General features: G+C 70.8%; 13 protein-coding genes. 5 read left to right on the top strand and 8 right to left on the bottom strand.

Annotated elements, in window-relative coordinates; genetic code table 11:
• Positions 1 to 52: 52 nt before the first annotated feature.
• The 6 genes from ABIE21_RS17135 to ABIE21_RS17110 form a co-directional block, all read right to left on the bottom strand.
• Positions 53 to 973, bottom strand: coding sequence for an SDR family NAD(P)-dependent oxidoreductase (locus ABIE21_RS17135; RefSeq protein WP_354026064.1), 921 nt, complete (start codon positions 971 to 973; stop codon positions 53 to 55).
• Complete coding sequence (locus tag ABIE21_RS17130; protein WP_354026063.1) at positions 970 to 1308, bottom strand: chorismate mutase; 339 nt, start codon at positions 1306 to 1308, stop codon at positions 970 to 972. Before ABIE21_RS17130 ends, ABIE21_RS17135 begins: the two co-directional genes overlap by 4 nt.
• Before the next feature lie 9 nt (positions 1309 to 1317).
• Positions 1318 to 2247, bottom strand: coding sequence for a DMT family transporter (locus tag ABIE21_RS17125; RefSeq protein ID WP_354026062.1), 930 nt, complete (start codon positions 2245 to 2247; stop codon positions 1318 to 1320).
• Positions 2248 to 2280: 33 nt separating this feature from the next.
• Complete coding sequence (locus ABIE21_RS17120; protein WP_354026061.1) at positions 2281 to 2913, bottom strand: GNAT family N-acetyltransferase; 633 nt, start codon at positions 2911 to 2913, stop codon at positions 2281 to 2283.
• Positions 2914 to 3061: 148 nt separating this feature from the next.
• Positions 3062 to 3481 (bottom strand): organic hydroperoxide resistance protein, encoded by a 420-nt coding sequence (locus tag ABIE21_RS17115; RefSeq protein ID WP_354026060.1) that lies wholly within the window; start codon positions 3479 to 3481, stop codon positions 3062 to 3064.
• A 118-nt stretch (positions 3482 to 3599) separates the two neighbouring features.
• Positions 3600 to 4886 (bottom strand): adenylosuccinate synthase, encoded by a 1287-nt coding sequence (locus ABIE21_RS17110; RefSeq protein WP_354026059.1) that lies wholly within the window; start codon positions 4884 to 4886, stop codon positions 3600 to 3602.
• Between the two features lie 101 nt (positions 4887 to 4987).
• On the opposite strand from ABIE21_RS17110, the gene ABIE21_RS17105 reads away from it, so the two are divergent.
• Genes ABIE21_RS17105 through ABIE21_RS17095 form a run of 3 tightly spaced genes read left to right on the top strand, consistent with a single transcriptional unit; the run spans position 4988 to position 8300 of the window.
• Positions 4988 to 5623: a TetR/AcrR family transcriptional regulator gene (locus ABIE21_RS17105; RefSeq protein WP_354026058.1), complete on the top strand. Its 636-nt coding sequence runs from the start codon at positions 4988 to 4990 to the stop codon at positions 5621 to 5623.
• Positions 5623 to 6303, top strand: a complete 681-nt coding sequence (locus ABIE21_RS17100) for a hypothetical protein (RefSeq protein ID WP_354026057.1) — start codon at positions 5623 to 5625, stop codon at positions 6301 to 6303. Before ABIE21_RS17105 ends, ABIE21_RS17100 begins: the two co-directional genes overlap by 1 nt.
• The gene (locus ABIE21_RS17095) at positions 6300 to 8300 is read left to right on the top strand and encodes a YhgE/Pip domain-containing protein (RefSeq protein WP_354026056.1); all 2001 of its coding nucleotides are present in this window, start codon (positions 6300 to 6302) and stop codon (positions 8298 to 8300) included. Before ABIE21_RS17100 ends, ABIE21_RS17095 begins: the two co-directional genes overlap by 4 nt.
• Before the next feature lie 133 nt (positions 8301 to 8433).
• Here ABIE21_RS17095 and ABIE21_RS17090 read toward each other — a convergent pair whose 3' ends face one another.
• Both ABIE21_RS17090 and ABIE21_RS17085 read right to left on the bottom strand, forming a co-directional pair.
• Complete coding sequence (locus ABIE21_RS17090) at positions 8434 to 15591, bottom strand: DUF5979 domain-containing protein (protein ID WP_354026055.1); 7158 nt, start codon at positions 15589 to 15591, stop codon at positions 8434 to 8436.
• Between the two features lie 298 nt (positions 15592 to 15889).
• Positions 15890 to 16525 (bottom strand): TrmH family RNA methyltransferase, encoded by a 636-nt coding sequence (locus ABIE21_RS17085; protein ID WP_354026054.1) that lies wholly within the window; start codon positions 16523 to 16525, stop codon positions 15890 to 15892.
• A gap of 42 nt (positions 16526 to 16567) precedes the next feature.
• Between ABIE21_RS17085 and ABIE21_RS17080 the strand changes: the two genes are divergently transcribed.
• Together ABIE21_RS17080 and ABIE21_RS17075 are read left to right on the top strand one after the other, a co-directional pair.
• Positions 16568 to 17419, top strand: coding sequence for a DNA-methyltransferase (locus tag ABIE21_RS17080; RefSeq protein WP_354026053.1), 852 nt, complete (start codon positions 16568 to 16570; stop codon positions 17417 to 17419).
• Between the two features lie 23 nt (positions 17420 to 17442).
• The gene (locus ABIE21_RS17075; protein ID WP_354026052.1) at positions 17443 to 18243 is read left to right on the top strand and encodes an HAD-IIA family hydrolase; all 801 of its coding nucleotides are present in this window, start codon (positions 17443 to 17445) and stop codon (positions 18241 to 18243) included.
• Positions 18244 to 18248: the final 5 nt, after the last annotated feature.

Here is an 18248-nt window from a genome sequence, read left to right as displayed (position 1 = left end):
GCTGCAGCGCGCGCTGTAGCCCGACGCCCAGACTGTAGCCCTTCGGAGGCGCTCAGATGGCGAAGCTCTGGCCCGTCCACTGCTCGCTCTGCGCCCACAGGTAGGCGCCGAACTCGGGCGAGGCGCTCGAGAGCACCGGCCGCTGCAGCACGGGGCGTCCCCGGGTGAGGAACTCCGGGCCGACGAACTCGCCGCCGACGACCGTCGGGTCGAGCAGCGCGCGCACCACCGAGGCCGCACCGCGGTTCTTGCCCTGCGCGGCGAGCGCTATCGACGCGCCGTAGAACCGGTCGCCCGCGCCGCGCTCGACGACGCCGGGGCGCTCGGGGCTGAGTCCGTCGATCGCGTACCCGGGGTGCGCGATGACGCCGGAGACTCCGGCGGAGGCGGCGCGCGACCGCCGGTCGAGCTCGAGGGTGAAGCCGTGGATCGCGTGCTTCGAGAAGGCGTAGGCGCGGAAGAAGCCGTAGCGGCTCTCGCTCATCAGGTCGTGCGGGTCGAGCCGCACGAGCTCGGTGCTCAGGCTTCCGAGCCCGACGACGCGGCTCTCCGGGGTGCGGGCGAGGATGGGCCAGGCGCGGGCCGTGAGAGCGAAATGCCCGACATAGTTGGTCACCATGGTCAGCTCGAAGCCGTCGTCGCTCTCGAGGCGCTCGCGCGACCCCGTGGTGGCGCCGGCGTTGAGCACGAGGCCGTCGAGCCGGTCGAAGTCGGCGATCGCGGTGCCGGCCGCGACGGACGATTCGAGCGACGACAGGTCGACGGTGATGCGGTCGAGGGATGCGCGGGGCACCAGCGAGCGGATCGACCGGATAGCGGCATCCGCCTTCTTCGTATCGCGGGAGGCGAGCACGACGTGAGCTCCCGCGCCGGCGAGCTGTTCCGCGGCGAAGTACCCGAGTCCGGCGTTGCCTCCGGTGACGACGAAGACCCTGCCGTGCTGTGCCGGCAGGCGCGCGGGGCTCCAGGTCACGAGCCCGAGGGCACCGTCGCGTCGGGCAGCCCGGTCGACCCGGTCGACGCGATGGTCTGGTGATGGTGGATGACCTCGGCGACGATGAAGTTCAGGAACTTCTCGGCGAAGGCGGGGTCGAGGTGGCTCTCCTCGGCCAGCGCCCTGAGGCGTGCGATCTGTACCTTCTCGCGGTCGGGATCTGAGGCGGCCATTCCCGTGGCGGCCTTCAGCCTGCCCACCTGCTGGGTGAACTTGAAGCGTTCCGCGAGCAGGTGCACAAGTGCCGCGTCAATGTTGTCGATGCTCTGGCGCAGCCCGATGAGCTCGGCTGAACCTGTCTCGTCGTGTGCCATTCTTCGAGACTACTGCGCGTGCACGAGGCTGCGGCGCGCGAGACGGATGCGCTGCTGGGTGAACAGGATTCCGACGAGCACGAGCGCGGCGCCGAACGGCTGATTGATCGAGAAGGTCTCGCCGAGCACGAGCACGCCCAGCAGCACCCCGACCACCGGCGTGATGTAGGTGACCGTGGAGGCGTTGGTGGGCCCCCAGGCGCGCAGCACGTTGATGTTCCAGATGTACGCGACGCCGGTGCCGAGGATTCCGAGGGCGAGAAGGCTCGCGACGATCTGCGGGGTGAGCTGCACGGGCTGCCAGGCGATCACGGGCGTGAGCACCAGCATGATGGCGCCGGCGATGCCGATGTTGAGGAACGCGAACGTGGCTCCCGGGATGGGACGGTGGCTGAGGAACGTGCGGATGTATCCGAAGCTGAACCCGTAGCAGACGGCCGCCAGCAGGCAGGCGAGCTGCCCGGCGAGGTCGCCGGTGAACCCGGCGTGCTGCCACGGCGCGATGATCAGGATCACCCCGAGGATGCCGATCGCGATGCCGAGCACCTGGCCGCGGTTCAGCCGTTCGATGCGGAACGCGAGGGTGACCATCAGCGCCGTGGTGATGGGGGTGACGGCGTTGTAGATGCTGGCGAGGCCCGACGAGACGTACTGCTCGGCCCACGCGAAGGCGAGGTGCGGGACGACGCAGTTGGTGATCGCGACGACGCCGAAGTGCAGCCAGACCACGGGCTCTCGCGGGAGCCGCTGTCGCGACAGCAGCACGATGACCCCGAGCGTGAGGCCGCCGAACACGAGGCGCGACCAGGCCACCTGCGTGAAGGAGACGCCGTCGAGGGCGACCTTCATAAACAGGAAGCTCGAGCCCCAGACGACGCCCATGCCCACGAACTGCAGCACGATGGAGAGGCTGCGGGCGGGCGGGGTAGTCGAGGGCACGTATGGACGCTACCGTGCGCCCCGGACACGCGCCTACCGCAAACCGACCGGTCGTCCGTCGAAAGCTGCCAATCTCGCTTCGAGCCCGGCGCGCACCTCTGGCCACTCCTCGACGACGACCGAGAACACGGCCGAGTCGCGCCAGGTGCCGTCGGCGCGGCGGCGGTCGCGGCGCACGATGCCCTCGAAGGTGGCGCCGAGCTTGGCGATCGCGGCGCGCGAGCGGTCGTTGAGCACGTCGGCCTGCAGCTTGACCCGGCCGAAGCCGTTGTCGAAGGCGGCGCCGAGCATCAGGAGCTTCGCCTCGGCGTTCACCGCCGTGCCCCAGACCCGCGGGTCGTAGGCGGTCCAGCCGATGTGGGCGTGCTCGTTCTCGAGGTCGAAGTCGCCGAGGGTGCTGGTTCCGACGAGGAGGCCGTCGTGCTCGCCGCCGACGAGGCGCACGGCGTGCACGTTGCTGCGCTCCCACGCGAAGTAGGTCTCGGCGAAGGCGGAGAAGCCGGCGAGGCTGTCGGTGTAGCCGCTCGGCCCGCCGCCGAAACCGCCCGCGAAGACCGCCGGATGCCCGATGGCCGCGAAGAGATCGGGCAGGTCGGCCTTCAGCAGCGGGTCGAGGCGGATGTATTCGCCGAGGAGGGGCGTGCGGGCGGGGCGTACAGCGGTCATGGGACAACTGTACGGTCGCTGACGCACGGACGCTGAGCCTGTCGAAGCGGCCGGTCGACAGGCTCAGCGCGGTGGAGCTTGGGCGAACGCGCCAGCGTTTGCGCGACCCCAGCGCCGACCGAGCCTGCGAGGGAGGTCGACGCCCCGCCTAGTCGACCAGCGTCAGCGTGACCTCGATGTTGCCGCGGGTGGCGTTCGAGTATGGGCACACCAGGTGGGCGGCGTCTACGAGCTCCTGGCGCTGCTCGACCGGAACGTCCGGCGTGTAGACGTGCAGCTCGACTTCGAGGCCGAATCCGCCCTCGCCGTTCGAGCCGATGCCGACGCTCGACGACACGGCGGCGTCCTTCGTGTCGATCTTCAGCTTCCTACCGACGGCGTGGATAGCGCTGAGGAAGCACGCGGCGTAGCCCGCGGCGAACAGCTGCTCGGGGTTGGTTCCCTCGCCGGTGCCGCCCATCTCCTTGGGCGGGCGGGTGTCGAGGTCGAGCAGGTCGTCTTCGGAGCGGACGTGACCGTCGCGGCCGCCTCCGGTTGCGTGGGCGATGGCCGTGTATGCGATTTCCATTACTGAAGTCGACTCCTCGTAGCTGTGCGTTCGACCCCGGCGGTGCACAGGTCGGCGTGATAGGACGCTTCGGCAGGCTCAGCGACCGAGCGGTCCCTGAGCCTGTCGGAAGGGCCGGTCAGTTGATCAGGTCGTGCCGCACGACGATGGCTTCGCGGCCGGGGCCGACGCCGATCGCCGAGATGCGTGCGCCGCTCATGGCCTCGATCGCGAGAACGTACTCCTGCGCCTTGACGGGCAGGTCGGCGAACTCGCGCACGCCGGTGATGTCCTCCTGCCAGCCGTCGAATTCCTCGTAGATCGGCTTCGCGTGGTGGAAGTCGCTCTGCGACGCCGGGACCTCGTCGACGCGCACCCCGTCGACCTCGTAGGCGACGCAGACCGGGATCTTCTCGAGGCCGGTGAGCACGTCGAGCTTGGTCATGACGTAGTCGGTGACGCCGTTGATGCGCGCCGAGTAGCGCGCGATCGGGGCGTCGTACCAGCCAGTGCGGCGCGGGCGGCCCGTGGTGGTGCCGAACTCGAAGCCGCGCGCACGGAGCCACTCGCCCGACTCGTCGTGCAGCTCGGTCGGGAAGGGTCCTGCGCCGACGCGGGTCGTGTAGGCCTTGACGATGCCGATGACACGGTCGATGCGGTTCGGGCCGATGCCCGAGCCCGTCGCCGCGCCGCCCGACGTGGAGTTCGACGACGTGACGAACGGGTAGGTGCCGTGGTCGACATCCAGCATCGTCGCCTGGCCGCCCTCGAACAGCACGATCTTCTCGGCGTCGAGCGCCTGGTTCAGCACGAGCGCGGTGTCGGCGACCATGGGGCGCAGACGGTCGGCGTACGACAGCAGGTTGTTCACGATCTCGTCGACCTCGATGGCGCGACGGTTGTAGATCTTCACCAGCAGGTGGTTCTTCTGGTGCAGCGCACCCTCCACCTTCTGGCGCAGGATGTTCTCGTCGAAGATGTCCTGGATGCGGATTCCGACACGGTTGATCTTGTCGGCGTAGGCCGGGCCGATGCCGCGGCCGGTGGTGCCGATCTGCCGCTTGCCCAGGAACCTCTCGGTGACCTTGTCGAGCGTGCGGTGGTACTGGGTGATCACGTGGGCGTTCGAGCTCACCAGCAGGCGGGAGACGTCGACGCCGCGCGCGATGAGCGCGTCGAGCTCTTCGAACAGCACCTCGATGTCGATGACGACGCCGTTGGAGATGACCGGGATGACCCCGCCGCTCAGGATGCCCGAGGGCAGCAGGTGCAGCGCGTACTTCTCGCCGTCGATGACGACGGTGTGGCCGGCGTTGTTGCCGCCGTTGAACTTGACGACGTAGTCGATGCGGCTGCCGAGAAGGTCGGTCGCCTTACCCTTGCCCTCATCGCCCCACTGGGCGCCAATGATGACGATCGCTGGCATGGAATGCCCTCTCGTTTGAACGGGATTACACCCCATTCTATCGAGACACGGTTTGCGAATTAACTTGCACAACGTTGTGCAAGTTATTACAGTGGTCATTCGTGACCGATACCCCTGCCCGCACGCCCCGCCGCGACGCCACCGAGAATCGCGCGGCTCTCATCGCCGCCGCCCGGGTCGTGCTGAATCAGAATCCGGATGCCTCGCTCGAGGCCATCGCGGCACAGGCCGGTCTCAGCCGACGCTCGGTCTACGGACACTTCGCCAGCCGCGACGACCTGCTGCGAGAGATGGTGTCGATCGGCTCGCACCGGGTAGCGGCGGCGCTCGAGGCGGTCACCCACGACGATCCGGTGGCCCGTCTGGCGCTCATCGCCTCCCGCCTCTGGTTCGAGGTCGAGAACATCCGCGTGATGACGGTCTTCACGGTGCGCGGCACCCTCAAGCACCACATCGACGAGGCGCTCCGCCCGCTGCGCCGCGGTGTGCTCGAGGCGATCCACACCGGACGGTCGCGCGGCACGATCCGCGACGACATCTCGGCCGAGCGCCTCGCGCGGCTGATGGAGGACGCCATGTTCGCCGTGCTCGAGGAGTCGACCGAGCACCCCCTCCCCGAAGAGCACGGCCACCGGCTGGTGATGCTGACGACGCTCGGCACCATCGGGCTCGGCTGGCGCGAAGCCGAGGCGTTCATCGACTCCCACCCCGAACTCGCTTGGAAGGCGGAACACTGATGCTGATCGCTCTCGAATCCGCGGCCATCGGACAGGGGCTCGCGGCATCCGTGCCCCCGCTCTCCATGACGGTGACGGATGGCGCACCCGCGGTCATCGCGGTAGAGACGGCCGAGCGGCCGATGCTCGTATCGCTCCTGCTGGGCGGGCGGATCAGGCCCGACTCGGGCCGCGTGACCGTCGACGGACGCGACGACCTCGACGAGCTGCGCCGGCGTACGGCGCTCGTCGACACCCCCGTCGTAGCCGAGCCGACCGCCGGCCTGAGCCTCGAGAGCATCGTCGCCGAGGAGTTCTCGTTCGCCGGCCAGCCGTCGTCGCGGCGCGAGGTGCGTCACTACCTGAAGCGCCTCGACCTGTTCGACTACGCGCGGGTGCCGGTGCGCTCGCTCCCCCCGCTGCACCGCACCCGGCTGTTCAGCGAGCTCGCGCTGCTGCGCTCCGACGTCGACGCACTCGTCATCACCTCGCCCGAGCGCCACGGCGGAGACCCCGCGCTCTGGTACGGCACCCTCGCCGAGATCGCCGCCCGCGGCATCGCGATCGTCGTCGTCACGGATGCCGCCACCCGCGGCATCCTGCTCTCCCACGGCGCGCGTGACGCGCTCGAGCCGCTGCCCGCCCTCGAAGAACCGGCCGCAGAAGCGCCGACCACCGAATCCCCCGAAAGCCAGTCATGATCTTCGCCCTCGTCCGCACCGAACTCGCCCGGCTCACCTCGAGCCGCATGGGGCTGCTCTCCCTCGTCGCCCTCATGACCGTGCCGCTCGTCTACGGCGGGCTGTACCTCTGGGGCAACCAGGACCCGTACAGTCGCCTCGACCAGATTCCCGCGGCGCTGGTTGTGAACGACACCGGCGCCACGACCGACGACGGCGAGGCCGTGAACTACGGCCGCGACGCCGCCTCCGAGCTGCTGAGAACGAAGGACTTCGGCTGGGTGGAGGTCACCGAGGCCGAGGCGAAGGCCGGGATCACGGCGGGCACGTACGACTTCGGGCTCGTATTTCCTTCGAACTTCTCCGAGAACCTCGCCTCCGCGGGCGGCGACGACCCCACGGCCGCCGACCTGGAGCTCACGACGAGCGACACCAACAGCTACCTGAGCACGACCCTCGCGCAGCGCGCGGCCGAGGCCGTGCGCGTGAAGGTCGCGGCCCAGCTCGGCGAGGAGGCCGCGACGACGCTGCTCGACTCGATCGACGCGGTTCGCGCCGGCCTCATCGACGCGGCCGACGGGTCGGCACAGCTCGCCGACGGCGCGACGACGGCAGCCGCAGGCGCGGCGACCCTGGCCACCGGGGCGGCGTCGGCCGCGACCGGGGCCGCCAGCCTGAGCACCGGCACCGCGTCGCTGTCGAGCGGCGCGACGAAGCTCAGCGCCGGGCTCGCCCAGCTCGACACGCAGGCCGCCGCGCTTCCGACCGGAACCGCGAGCCTCGCCTCGGGTGCGGCATCCGTCGCCGGAGGGGACGCGCAGGCTGCCACGGGAGCCAGCCAGGTCGCCGCGGGCGCTACCCAGACCGGGCAGCTCTCCCAGGCCGCTCGCACGAGCGTCGCCACCGCGTTCGCCGACCCCGCCGTCGCTGCCGCCTTGACGCTCTCGAACATCGACGCCGCCGCGATCCTCGCCCAGCTCGACCGCACGACCGCGGCGGCTGGTGCCACGAGCACCGGGGCCACCGCGCTGTCGAGCAGCCTCGGAACCCTCGCCGCCGGCGCGAACCAGGTGTCGTCGGGGGCGGCGACGCTCAACTCGCAGGCACCCGCACTCGCGGCCGCCGTACACTCGGCCGCCACGGGGTCCTCGACCCTCGCGAGCGGCGCCAAGAGCGCGGCGTCGGGCGCATCCGACCTCGCCTCTGGCACCGCCCAGCTCTCGACGGGCGCCTCCGACCTCTCGACCGGCGTCGCCTCGCTGTCGACCGGGGCGACCGAGCTGAGCACCTCGCTGGCCGACGCGGTGGGCAAGATCCCCGGGTCGACGGAGGCCGAGCGCACGAAGGCCGCTGCTGCGATCGCCGACCCCGTGCTCGTGAAGCAGACCGCGCTCACCGAGGCGCAGAACTACGGCGCGGGCCTCGCCCCGTTCTTCATCAGCCTCGCCGCGTGGATCGGGATGTACGCGCTGTTCCTGCTCGTGCGACCGCTGTCGCGCCGGGCGCTGACCGCCGTGCGGCGCCCCGTGCGCACCGCCCTCGCCGGCTGGCTCACCCCGGCGCTGCTGGGTGTCCTGCAGGTCGTCGCCCTGTTCGCGATCGTCACCGTCGGGCTCGGAATGGACTCGGCGAACCCGCTGGCCCTGCTCGGGTTCCTGGCGTTCATCTCGATCACGTTCGCGTCGATCATCCTCGCGCTCAACATCTGGCTCGGCAGCGTCGGACAGTTCATCGGACTGCTGCTGATGGTCGTGCAGCTGGTGACGGCGGGCGGCACGTTCCCGTGGCAGACCCTGCCGGCGCCGCTCGCGTTCGTGCACCAGCTGTTGCCGATGAGCCACGCGGTCGAGGGGGTGCGGCAGCTCATGTACGGCGGATCGACCGCGGCGTTCACCGCCACGTTCTGGCCGCTGGCCGTGTGGCTCGTGGTCTGCCTGGGCCTCTCGGTGCTCGGGGCGCGCAAGCAGGGACGGTTCCGCACCCTGCGCGAGCTGCGGCCGAGCCCGATCGGCGCCTGAGCCGGCCCGAGGAGCCGAGGGGCAAGCTTTCGACCTTCACGCCCGGCGGGAAGGTCGAAAGTTTGCCCCTCGGCTCTGCGTCTGCCGGATCGATGCTGCTCGTGGGTATCTAGAGCAGCCCGGCCGGCGCCGCCTACCGCGCGATGCGGCGGCGACGCGCGAGCAGCGCGACCCCGATCAGGAGGCTCGCCAGCGCCAGCCAGAGCAGGCCGAGCGCGAGGTCGCCGCCCGTCATCGCGAGCGTCATGACCGCGACCGCGGCGCAGGCCGACGCCGGGTCGGTCGCGCACCGATGCGCCACGACCGGCGGCTCCCACGGCCCGGCCGGGTTGACGAACGACGCGGAGTTCACGTGCGTGCCCGCGTCGGAGTACCGCACGGTCACCGTGAAGCTGGCGGTCTCGCCCACTGCCAGTCTCGGCTGGGTCCAGCCGAGCGTGCGCCCGTCGACGGTGGCAGCCGGCGAGGTCGACACGAGCTGCGCCGAGGCGGGCAGCGTGTCGGTCACTGCGACGTCGGTCGCGGCGATCTGCCCCGTGTTGCGCACGGTCACCGTGTAGATCACGGTTCCGCCCGCCGCGACGATCGAGGTGTCGGCCGTCTTGTCGATCGCGAGCTGCCCGACGTCGAACACGTTGGTGATGCGCACGAGGGCGGCGGTCGGTGTGACGGCCGGGTCGACGATGGTCACGGTTCCGTCCGCGGGAACCATGGTGGTCGCCGTGGCGAGTCCGGCATCCGTCTCCTCGACCACGCAGTCGGCGCCGACGATGATGCCGGGCACGGTCACCGCGTAGCCGTTGGCGTCGTCGAGCGAGAACACCCCGCCCGCGGCGAGCGGCACGGTGAGGGTCGCGCCGTCCTTGACCCAGGTGCAGACCACGGTGACCTCGAAGGGGCCGGCGCCGAACTTCGCGACCCCGTCGCCGACCCGCTCCTTCTCGATGTCGAGCCTGCCGAGGTCGAAGTGGTTCGTGATGTCCGCGGTCACGGCGCCGAGCGCTGCGCCACCGGCCGGCCCGACGATCGTCACCGCCGGCGGGTTCTCGACCTCGGTCGCGCCGCCCGTCGTCGTCTCGGCGACGGCGCACACGGTGCCGACCGGGAACACCTCGGGTACGGCGGTGGCGACGCCGGCCACGATCGGCAGCGCCGGGTCGGCGTAGACGGTGTCGCTGCCGTAGACGCAGGTGACGGATGCCGCGAACGGGCCGTCGCCGTAGGCAGCGCCTCCGGCGCCCGTCACGGTCTTGACGACCGCCAGTGTGCCGGCCGCGAAGCTGTTGGTCACGGTCGCGACCGTCGCCGTCGAGCCGACGGTGATCACGGCCGAGCCGTTTCCGCCGTCGACGACCCCGGCGCCGGTGATCGCGATCGCGTCGGCGGCGCCCGCCGAGGTCTCGGTGATGCCGCACTCGGAACCGACCGGGATCGACCCCGCGGCCACGGCGTGCGTCTCGCCGGGGGCGAGGCTGAACGCGGCGTCGGCGGGGTCGAGCGTGACGGGGTCGCCGAGCAGCGTCGTGCAGTCGAGGGCGAAGTCGAAGCTGCCGAAGTCGCCGACCGTGGCGAGGGTGTCGACCGCCTTCGTGACGCTCAGGCCGCCGAAGTCGTAGACGTTGGCCACGGCCGCGGTCTGCGCGGCGTCGACCGCGGTCGCCGTGTCGGTGGGCACGAGCAGGGTCATCGTCGCGGGGCTGACGCTGCGGCTCGACTCGCCGAACTCTCCGACGGCGCCCTGTTCGGTGACGGCGCAGACGGCGCCGATCGGCAGGTGGTCGATGCGGGCGGTGAGACCGTTGGCCGCGGTGAGCGCGAGTGTCGACCGGGCGCCGAGATCGAGCGCGACACCGGCGACGGAGCAGTCGACGTCGACCCGGAACGCGGGCGGCGCGAACGCTGCTGCGGCCCCGCTGACGGTCTTCGTCACGGCGAGCGCGGACTCGACGAGCCGCACGCCCACCTTGACGGGTGCGCGCTGCAGGGTGGCGCCGCTCTCGAGCACGGCGTGGGCGCCGAACTGGTTCCACGCGTACTGGCCGGCGAGCGGTGCGTCGACGGGCGCGCCGCCGGGCAGGGCGGAGGACGCCGGCTGGTTGGTCGACTGGTAGACGACCTTGAACGACCCGGCGGGCGCGAGCAGGCCGGCAGCGCTGGTCGAGAAGTCGACGGTCACGCGCAGTGCGGTGATCGCCGCCCAGTCGCCCGTGTAGGCGGTGCCCGCGACCCAGGTGTTGGCGGCGCAGACGGGGTCGGCGTTCCAGGTCGACGTGCCGGTGCCGACGCACGCGGCATTGTCGGTGGTGACCTGCCAGGCCGCGGTGGATCCGGCCGGCGCCCCGGAGAGCTGCACGCCGAAGTCGCCGTCGAACACGGGCTGGAAGGTGGAGGCCCTGCTGCCGCCCGTGGCGAGCATGCGGTCGCCGAGGCGCGGCAGCGGGTCGACCATCGTGAGCGAGCGGTAGCTCTCGGTTCCGCTGTTCACTGCGAGCAGCTTCCACTCGTCGGTCGATCCGATGGCGGTGTTCGCGGCGCACGGCGCGCGGTAGTAGCCCTCCGGGTCGACCAGGCACGGGCCGCCGGGGTTCGCGGTGTTGACCGCGCCGGACACGAGCGCGCTGTCGATGTCGCCCTTGACGCCCTTGTAGGTGGCGAGCGATGCGCCGGGCGTCGCCTGCACGAAGTTCGTGGTGCCGCACTCGGTGACGGCGAGGCCGGCGAGCGTGCCCTGCCCGTTGCCCGACAGGTTGGTGCACGCCGCGAGCGGCTGCACGGTGCGCACGACCAGCTGGTTGGTCGCGCGGTCGCTGACCTGCAGGCCGGGCTCGAGGGTGAGACCGAGGGTGATGCTGAACTTCTCACCCGGGGCCATCAGGTTCTCGCCGGCGGGCCAGGCGAACGACAGGCGCTTCGTCGCCTCGTCGTACGAGTAGGCGACGTCGGTCGAGAGGGTGCCTCCGGTCGAGGTCGAGTACGCGGGGTTCTCGAAGTCGAAGGTCAGGTGCGACGGCAGCTGGTCGGTGACGTCGCTGACGGCGAGGTAGCCGGTCCCGGTGTTGGTGAAGTTCATCGTCCAGGGCACGAGCGTGCCGGGGAACACGGTGTGGGTGTTGCCGGCGGGCGTCTTCTCCACGTCGAGCTGCCACGATCCGGTCGCGAGACCGAAGTCGTCTGAGGCGTCGTCGGTCGCCGCGGCGAACACGCCGTCGGCACGGGCCGATCTGACGTCGACGCGGTTGTCGACGGTGCTGGGGAAGGAGACCGGTGTGCCGTCGGCGCGGGTCGTCTCGAGCAGCACGACCTTGAGAACGGCGCTGGCGCTCCAGTCGGCGGCGGGGGCGGCCCGCGAGAGCAGGGCCCCGTCGGCGCGATCGAAGGTGAAGCGGATGCCGGTGACCTGGTCGAGGGCGACGGCGGGCAGGGCGGCGGTGCCTCCGCGGGGGCCGGCGACCCAGGCGGGCTCGCCGTTCAGCTGGACGTCGACGCCGACGCGGTCGGCGCCGGCCGGCAGCACGGTTGCGCCCAGTCCGGTGAGCCGGAAGCTGTCCCAGAACCCGGCGTCGACGTCGGTGATGGTCACGCTGTTGGCGGGTGCGGTCGCGGTTCCGTCGGTGGCGCCGAGGGCCACGTCGACCGTGCTGGCCCGGTCGCGCTGCAGCAGCGACGAGGGTGTGATCGTCTTGGTCGCGACGGCGTCGAGCCTGCCGGAGACGAGGTCGACGTCGGCGAGCGCCGAGTCGTGCGGGGTGCTGCCGGTGCCGCTGGGGAAGAGCACCGGGTCGTACGACTGGGCGTCGACGTGGTTCTCGACGGTGGACGGTGCGACGAGGGTCGTAGGCGCGCTGCGCTGGTAGACGCGCAGCTTCGTGCTCACGGCCATGGTGAGCGCGGCGCCGGAGACGATGGAGCCACCGGCTGTGGCGGCGTTGGCGTTCTGGTAGACGACACTCACGCCGACGACGTCGGCGAGCGCCGCCGCGCCGAGGGCCTCGGCCGAGGTGACGGTGACGACCTGGCGGGTGAGTGCGCCCGCGGCATCCATCTTCCACAGCGTGACGAGCGACGCGTTCTTGTCGACCTGCCCGGCGGGGACTGTGAAGGCGAGCTTGGTCAGGTCGACGCGCTCGAAGGGGTTCGTCGCCGGGTCGTAGTCGGCCGAGGCGTACGGGTCGGCCGCCCAGTCGCCCGGGGCGGTGACGCACGATGACACGGTGGACTCGGTGCAGGGCATCGGGTCGCTGACCCGCAGGTACGACGCGCGTGACGCAGAGTCGTTGGTCGCCGTGACGGTGTAGCCGATCGATGGGTAGTCGCCGGCGGCGACGTCGCCGAGGTGCGGCACGGTGACTCCGGGCACGGTCGAGGTCTTCGTGACGCTGACTGCGGGCGCGAAGTCGACCAGGGCGATGGCGTCGCTGTCGGTGGTCTCGGTGCCGCCGACGGTCACGCCCACGGTGTTGGTGACGGAGGGGTAGCTGTCTTCGCCGATCCATGCGCCGCCGACGCGGGCGACGTTGCGCAGCGTCCATACGAGGTCGATGGGGCGGGCCGATCCGGCGGCGCTCGAGGCGACCCCCGAGCCGACGGGCGGCGCGAGCGGGTTGCTGCTCGCCGCACGGGCGGCGTCGTTCGGCTCGACGATCAGGCGCACGCCGGTCGCGGCGGCCGACTGCTGGGGCGTGAGGGTGTAGCCGGTGAAGCCGTTCGCGTTCATCCAGTTCGTTCCGACCGGCCCGGCGGACACCCAGGCACCCGCCGTGTACAGCTCGACGGCGACGACGCGGTCCCAGCGCAGCAGCGGGTCCTGTGCGAAGGTGATCGCCGGAACGCGCGTCAGGTCGAAGGCCTGGAAGACGGTGTCCTGGGGCGTGGTCTCGAGTCCGGCCGCGGGATCGGTCACGGTGACACGCGTGGAGCCGGCGGCGGAGACCGCCCAGCCGAGCCGCGTCGTGGCTTGCGCGCCCGACTGCGATACGACGCTCGCGGTGGTCCAGTTCTTGTCGGCGAGCACCGTGCCGGCTCCGCTCGTCGTGACGATGCGCCCGTCGGCGAAGGCCTCGACCTCGTCGCTGGTGATGACGCCGCCGCCGGCGACGACTCCCGTGGCCTCGGCGAAGCCGCGGTTCTCGTACACCGATGCGGGGGCGTCGACGACCGAGGTGGGCGCCCCGCCCGTGCGCAGCGTCGCCCGGGCGGCGAACACTGTGTTGGGGCTCACGGTCGTGCCCTGCGCGAGGCCGGCGGGGTTCTCGAAGGTGTAGCGCAGTCCGGTGACGGCCGCGGGGTCGACGGGCGCCCCGATCGACTTCGAGTAGATCACGGTGGACCCGGTCGCCGGCACGGTGTCGAGGGTGAGCCAGGTGGTGCCGTCGACGGTGTACTCGACGAGCAGCGAGGAGCCGGCGATGACCTGCGTCGGCGCGATCGCGACGGGCGAGAACGCGTTCCAGAAGTCGTCGGCGTCGCCGGTGCGCCAGACGTCCTGCACGACGACGCGGGTCGGCTTGACGAAGGCGGAGTCGGTGCCGGTCGTGGTCGGCAGCTGCACGACGACGGTGCCGCCGGGGTTCACGGCGCCCGTCGGGTTCACGGTCTTGTCGATCTCGAGGTCGATCGCGGGAAAGAACACCCGCAGCGGCGCCACGGCACTGGCCGTGTCCGAGCCCGCCGCGTTCGTGCCGCGCACGGTCGCCGTGTTCTCGACGAGCTTGGGGCTCGCACCGATAGTGGGCACGAAGTCGACCGAGGGGCTGATGGCGAACTCGAGTGCGGTGACGCTTGCGGCGGCGATGGCGCCGACGTAGGTCACCTCGAACCCGGTGAGGTGCTGGCCGGAGGGTGCTGCGGGCGCGGTCGGGGTGGATCCGTTCGCGACGGGCGCGGGCGCTGCGGTGGACCCGCTGAAGAACCAGGTGACGGATGCGCCCGTGGCACCGGCGGGATAGGCCACGGGGGCGAGGAAGCCGCCGAACGCCACGTCTGCGGTGAAGAAGCCGGTGTCGCCGACGGTGAGGCTGGAGAGCGGCCCGTTGGAGTCGTTCTTGCCGGTGATCAGCGCGCGGGCGTCGGTGCCGGCCGGGATGCGTGCCGGGGTGATGGTCTTGCCCGCGGTCACGTCGACGGTGAGTCCGGCGATCGCGTACGGGGCGCTCGCGTCGCGGGACACCGGCGCCTGCGCCGGCACGACGACGGTCGCCGCGACCTGGTTGGTGGCGGTGGTGCCGAGGGCGAGGGTGGCGCCGGTCTCGCGGTGTGCCGAGCGCTGGGCGACCGTGAGCTGCACCGCGCCCGCCGTGCCGTTCTCGGTGATGGTGGCGTCGCCGGCCGAGTCGGTGAACGAGAAGCGCAGGCCGGCCACGTCGGCGGCCGCGACTCCGCCGGGCAGGCCGATCCCCGCGATGGTCGACGGGGTTCCCGCCACCCAGTTCCATGCCGAGCCGGAGAAGACGTACGCGTCGACGGTGACGCGGTCTGCGCCCTGCGGCGCGGTCACGGACCCGAACGAGACGAAGTCGACGATCGAGAACGGGTTGGAGGCCGCGAGGGCCGCGGCCGCGGCATCCGCGATCTTCGGGTCCTGCAGGGTGAGCGACTCGGCGGGCACGTTCGACGTGTTGCGCAGCGACAGCGCGACCGTGCTCTGCACGCCGGGAGAGAACTGCTGGGTCGCGGGCGTCCAGGTCTTGGCGGGGGCGACGTCGACGGTCACCGGGATGGCGATCGTTACGGTGGCGCCGTCGTTCACGGTGGGGGCGGTGGAGGAGGTGACCACGGCGGTGTTCGGCACGGCCGCGCCGTTGAACTCCCACGAGGGGCTGAGGGTGAGCGGTGCGCGCAGGCGCACCGTGAGGATGTGGGTGTCGCCGGCGCGGATGCCCGTCGTGACGGTGTCGAGCACGGTGTCGAAGTCGACGACGACTGAGCAGGAGGCGGTGACGACGGTCGAGCAGCCCTGCAGCGTCGTGGTGGTCGGCTGGGTCGGCGGGGTGACCGACGTGGAGAGGATCGGGAATCCGACGAACGCCGCCGGCAGCTCGTCGACGAGCTGCGCGCCCACGCAGTCGGCGTCGTCGCAGCCGACCGTGATGGCGTAGGTGAACTCGTCACCCGGGTCGACGGTGGCCGACTCGAGGCCGTCGACGGTCTTCGACACGGTCAACGCCGCGTCGGCGGCGTAGGCGGCGGGGGCCGAGAGCATTCCGAGGCCGAGAGCGAGCGTCAGCACGGCTGCTGTGCGGGCGAACCAACGGGCCGAGGCGGTGGAGCGGCGGGCGGGCGTGACAGTGCTCAAGAGACGGTGCTTTCCGATTGCGGGCACGACGAAGAGCACCTCGCGGGCGGGCCGCCTCTACGCCGCGGCGGGCGTCGAGCGGAACCGGATCGGGTGCGGTCGCGGGGATCCGCAGGAGCGAATCACTTCGTCCATGCTGGGTGTCCGGCGGCGGCGACCGTCGCGAAAGCGCCGTTTTTCACCCTCGGTTTCACCCTCGCACCTCCCGTTGGGGGGTGGGTTTCGGGGGCGGCCGAGCCGAGGGGCAAGGTTTCGACCTCCAGGGCGGGCGGGAACGTCGAAAGTTTGCCCCTCGGTTCTAGAAGGACACGTGCTGCGTGACCCAGGCGTGCATCGCGACGGCGGCCGCGGCCGAGGCGTTGAGGCTGCGGGTCGAGCCGAACTGGCTGATCTCCACCTGCACGTCCGATGCGGCGAGCGCCTCGTCGGTGAGCCCTGGGCCCTCCTGCCCGAACAGCAGCACGCACCTCTCGGGGAAGTCGAAGGTCTCGATCAGCACGGCGCCCGGCATGTTGTCGATGGCGACGATCGGGAGGCCGGCGTCGCGCGTCCACTCGACGAACGACGCGACATCCGGATGATTCATAACGTGCTGATAGCGGTCGGTGACCATCGCGCCGCGTTTGTTCCAGCGGCGGCGGCCGATGATGTGCACGGTGTCGGCGGCGAACGCGTTGGCGCTGCGCACGATCGACCCGATGTTCATGTCGTGCTGCCAGTTCTCGATCGCGACGTGGAAGCCGTGCCGGTGCTGGTCGAGGTCGGCGACGATGGCGGCCATCGTCCAGTAGCGGTAGCGGTCGATCACGTTGCGCGAGTCGCCGCGTTCGAGCAGCTCGCGGTCCCAGTGGTCGCCCTCTGGCAGCTCGCCGCGCCAGGGCCCGACTCCGTGGGTCGTCAGCTCGACAGTGGGGTTCGGGGTCTGGTCGCTCACTCTCCCGAGGCTAGCCGCTCCCCCACCTGTTAACCTTCGAGGGTGACCGAACCGCTGTGGAGCCCCGACGGCGAGAACCTCGTCATCCACGGCGACAACGTGGCCGCCCTCTCCCGGCTGCCCGACGCTTCGTTCCAGCTGATCTACATCGACCCGCCGTTCAACACCGGGCGGGTGCAGGCGCGGCAGACGATGACCACGGTGCGCACCGCGGGCGGCGCCCGGAAGGGATTCCAGGGCCGCAGCTACGAGACGGTCAAGGGGCTGCTCTACAGCTACGACGACTCGTTCGCCGACTACTGGGAGTTTCTCGAGCCGCGGCTCGAGGAGGCCTGGCGGCTGCTCGACGACACCGGCACCCTGTACCTGCACCTCGACTTCCGCGAGGTGCATTACGCCAAGGTCGTGCTCGACGCTCTCTTCGGCCGCGAGCACTTCCTCAACGAGATCATCTGGGCCTACGACTACGGCGCCCGCGCGAAGAACAAGTGGCCGGCGAAGCACGACACCATCCTCGTCTACGTGAAGAACCCGAAGACCTACTTCTTCGACAACGCCGAGGTCGACCGCGAGCCGTACATGGCGCCCGGCCTCGTCACTCCCGAGAAGGTCGCGCTCGGAAAACTGCCGACCGACGTGTGGTGGCACACGATCGTCTCGCCGACCGGCAAGGAGAAGACCGGGTACGCCACGCAGAAGCCGGAGGGGATCCTGCGCCGCATCATCCACGCCTCCAGCGCACCCGGCGACTGGGTGCTCGACTTCTTCGCAGGCAGCGGCACGACGGGAGCCGTCGCCCACAAGCTCGGCCGCCGTTTTGTCCTCATGGAGCAGAACTCGCAGGCGCTCGAGATCATCCGCGCCCGAGTGCCGGGGGCCACGCACATCGAGTAGCGCCCGCTCGGTACTATGGCCCCATGAAGAACCGCGGCGAAATCGAGTGCTGGCTCACCGACATGGACGGCGTGCTGGTGCACGAGAACCACCCGGTTCCGGGCGCGGCCGAGCTGCTTCAGCAGTGGCGCGACGAGGGCAAGCCCTACCTCGTGCTCACGAACAACTCGATCTTCACCCCGCGCGACCTCAGCGCCCGTCTCAAGGCCTCGGGTCTCGACGTTCCCGAGGAGCGCATCTGGACGAGCGCCCTCGCGACCGCCGACTTCCTCAAGGGCCAGATGCCGGGCGGCAGCGCCTTCATCATCGGCGAGGCCGGGCTCACGACCGCCATGCACGAGGCGGGGTTCATCATCTCCGAGTCGAGCCCCGACTATGTCGTCGTCGGCGAGACCCGCAACTACTCGTTCGAGGCGATCACCAAGGCGATCCGCCTCATCGGCGCCGGTTCGCGCTTTATCGTGACGAACCCGGATGCCACGGGGCCGAGTGCCGACGGACCCCTCCCGGCGACGGGCGCGGTCGCGGCCCTCATCACCAAGGCCACCGGCAAGGAGCCCTACGTCGTCGGCAAGCCGAACCCGATGATGTTCCGTTCGGCGATGAACAAGATCGGTGCGCACTCCGAGAACACCGGCATGATCGGCGACCGCATGGACACCGACATCGTCGCCGGCATCGAGGCGGGGCTGCACACCATCCTCGTGCTCACCGGCATCAGCGACGAGGCGGAGATCGCGAAGTACCCGTTCCGTCCCGACGAGATCCTCGGCAGCGTGGCCGACCTCGTCAACCCCGAGCCCGTCGAGTCCGACGAGCTGTAGCCCCA

Origin of the sequence: Conyzicola nivalis (assembly GCF_040548875.1) — a bacterium.
In the GTDB taxonomy this organism is placed as follows: domain Bacteria; phylum Actinomycetota; class Actinomycetes; order Actinomycetales; family Microbacteriaceae; genus Conyzicola; species Conyzicola nivalis_A.
This window is presented reverse-complemented; position numbering and strand designations above follow the sequence as displayed.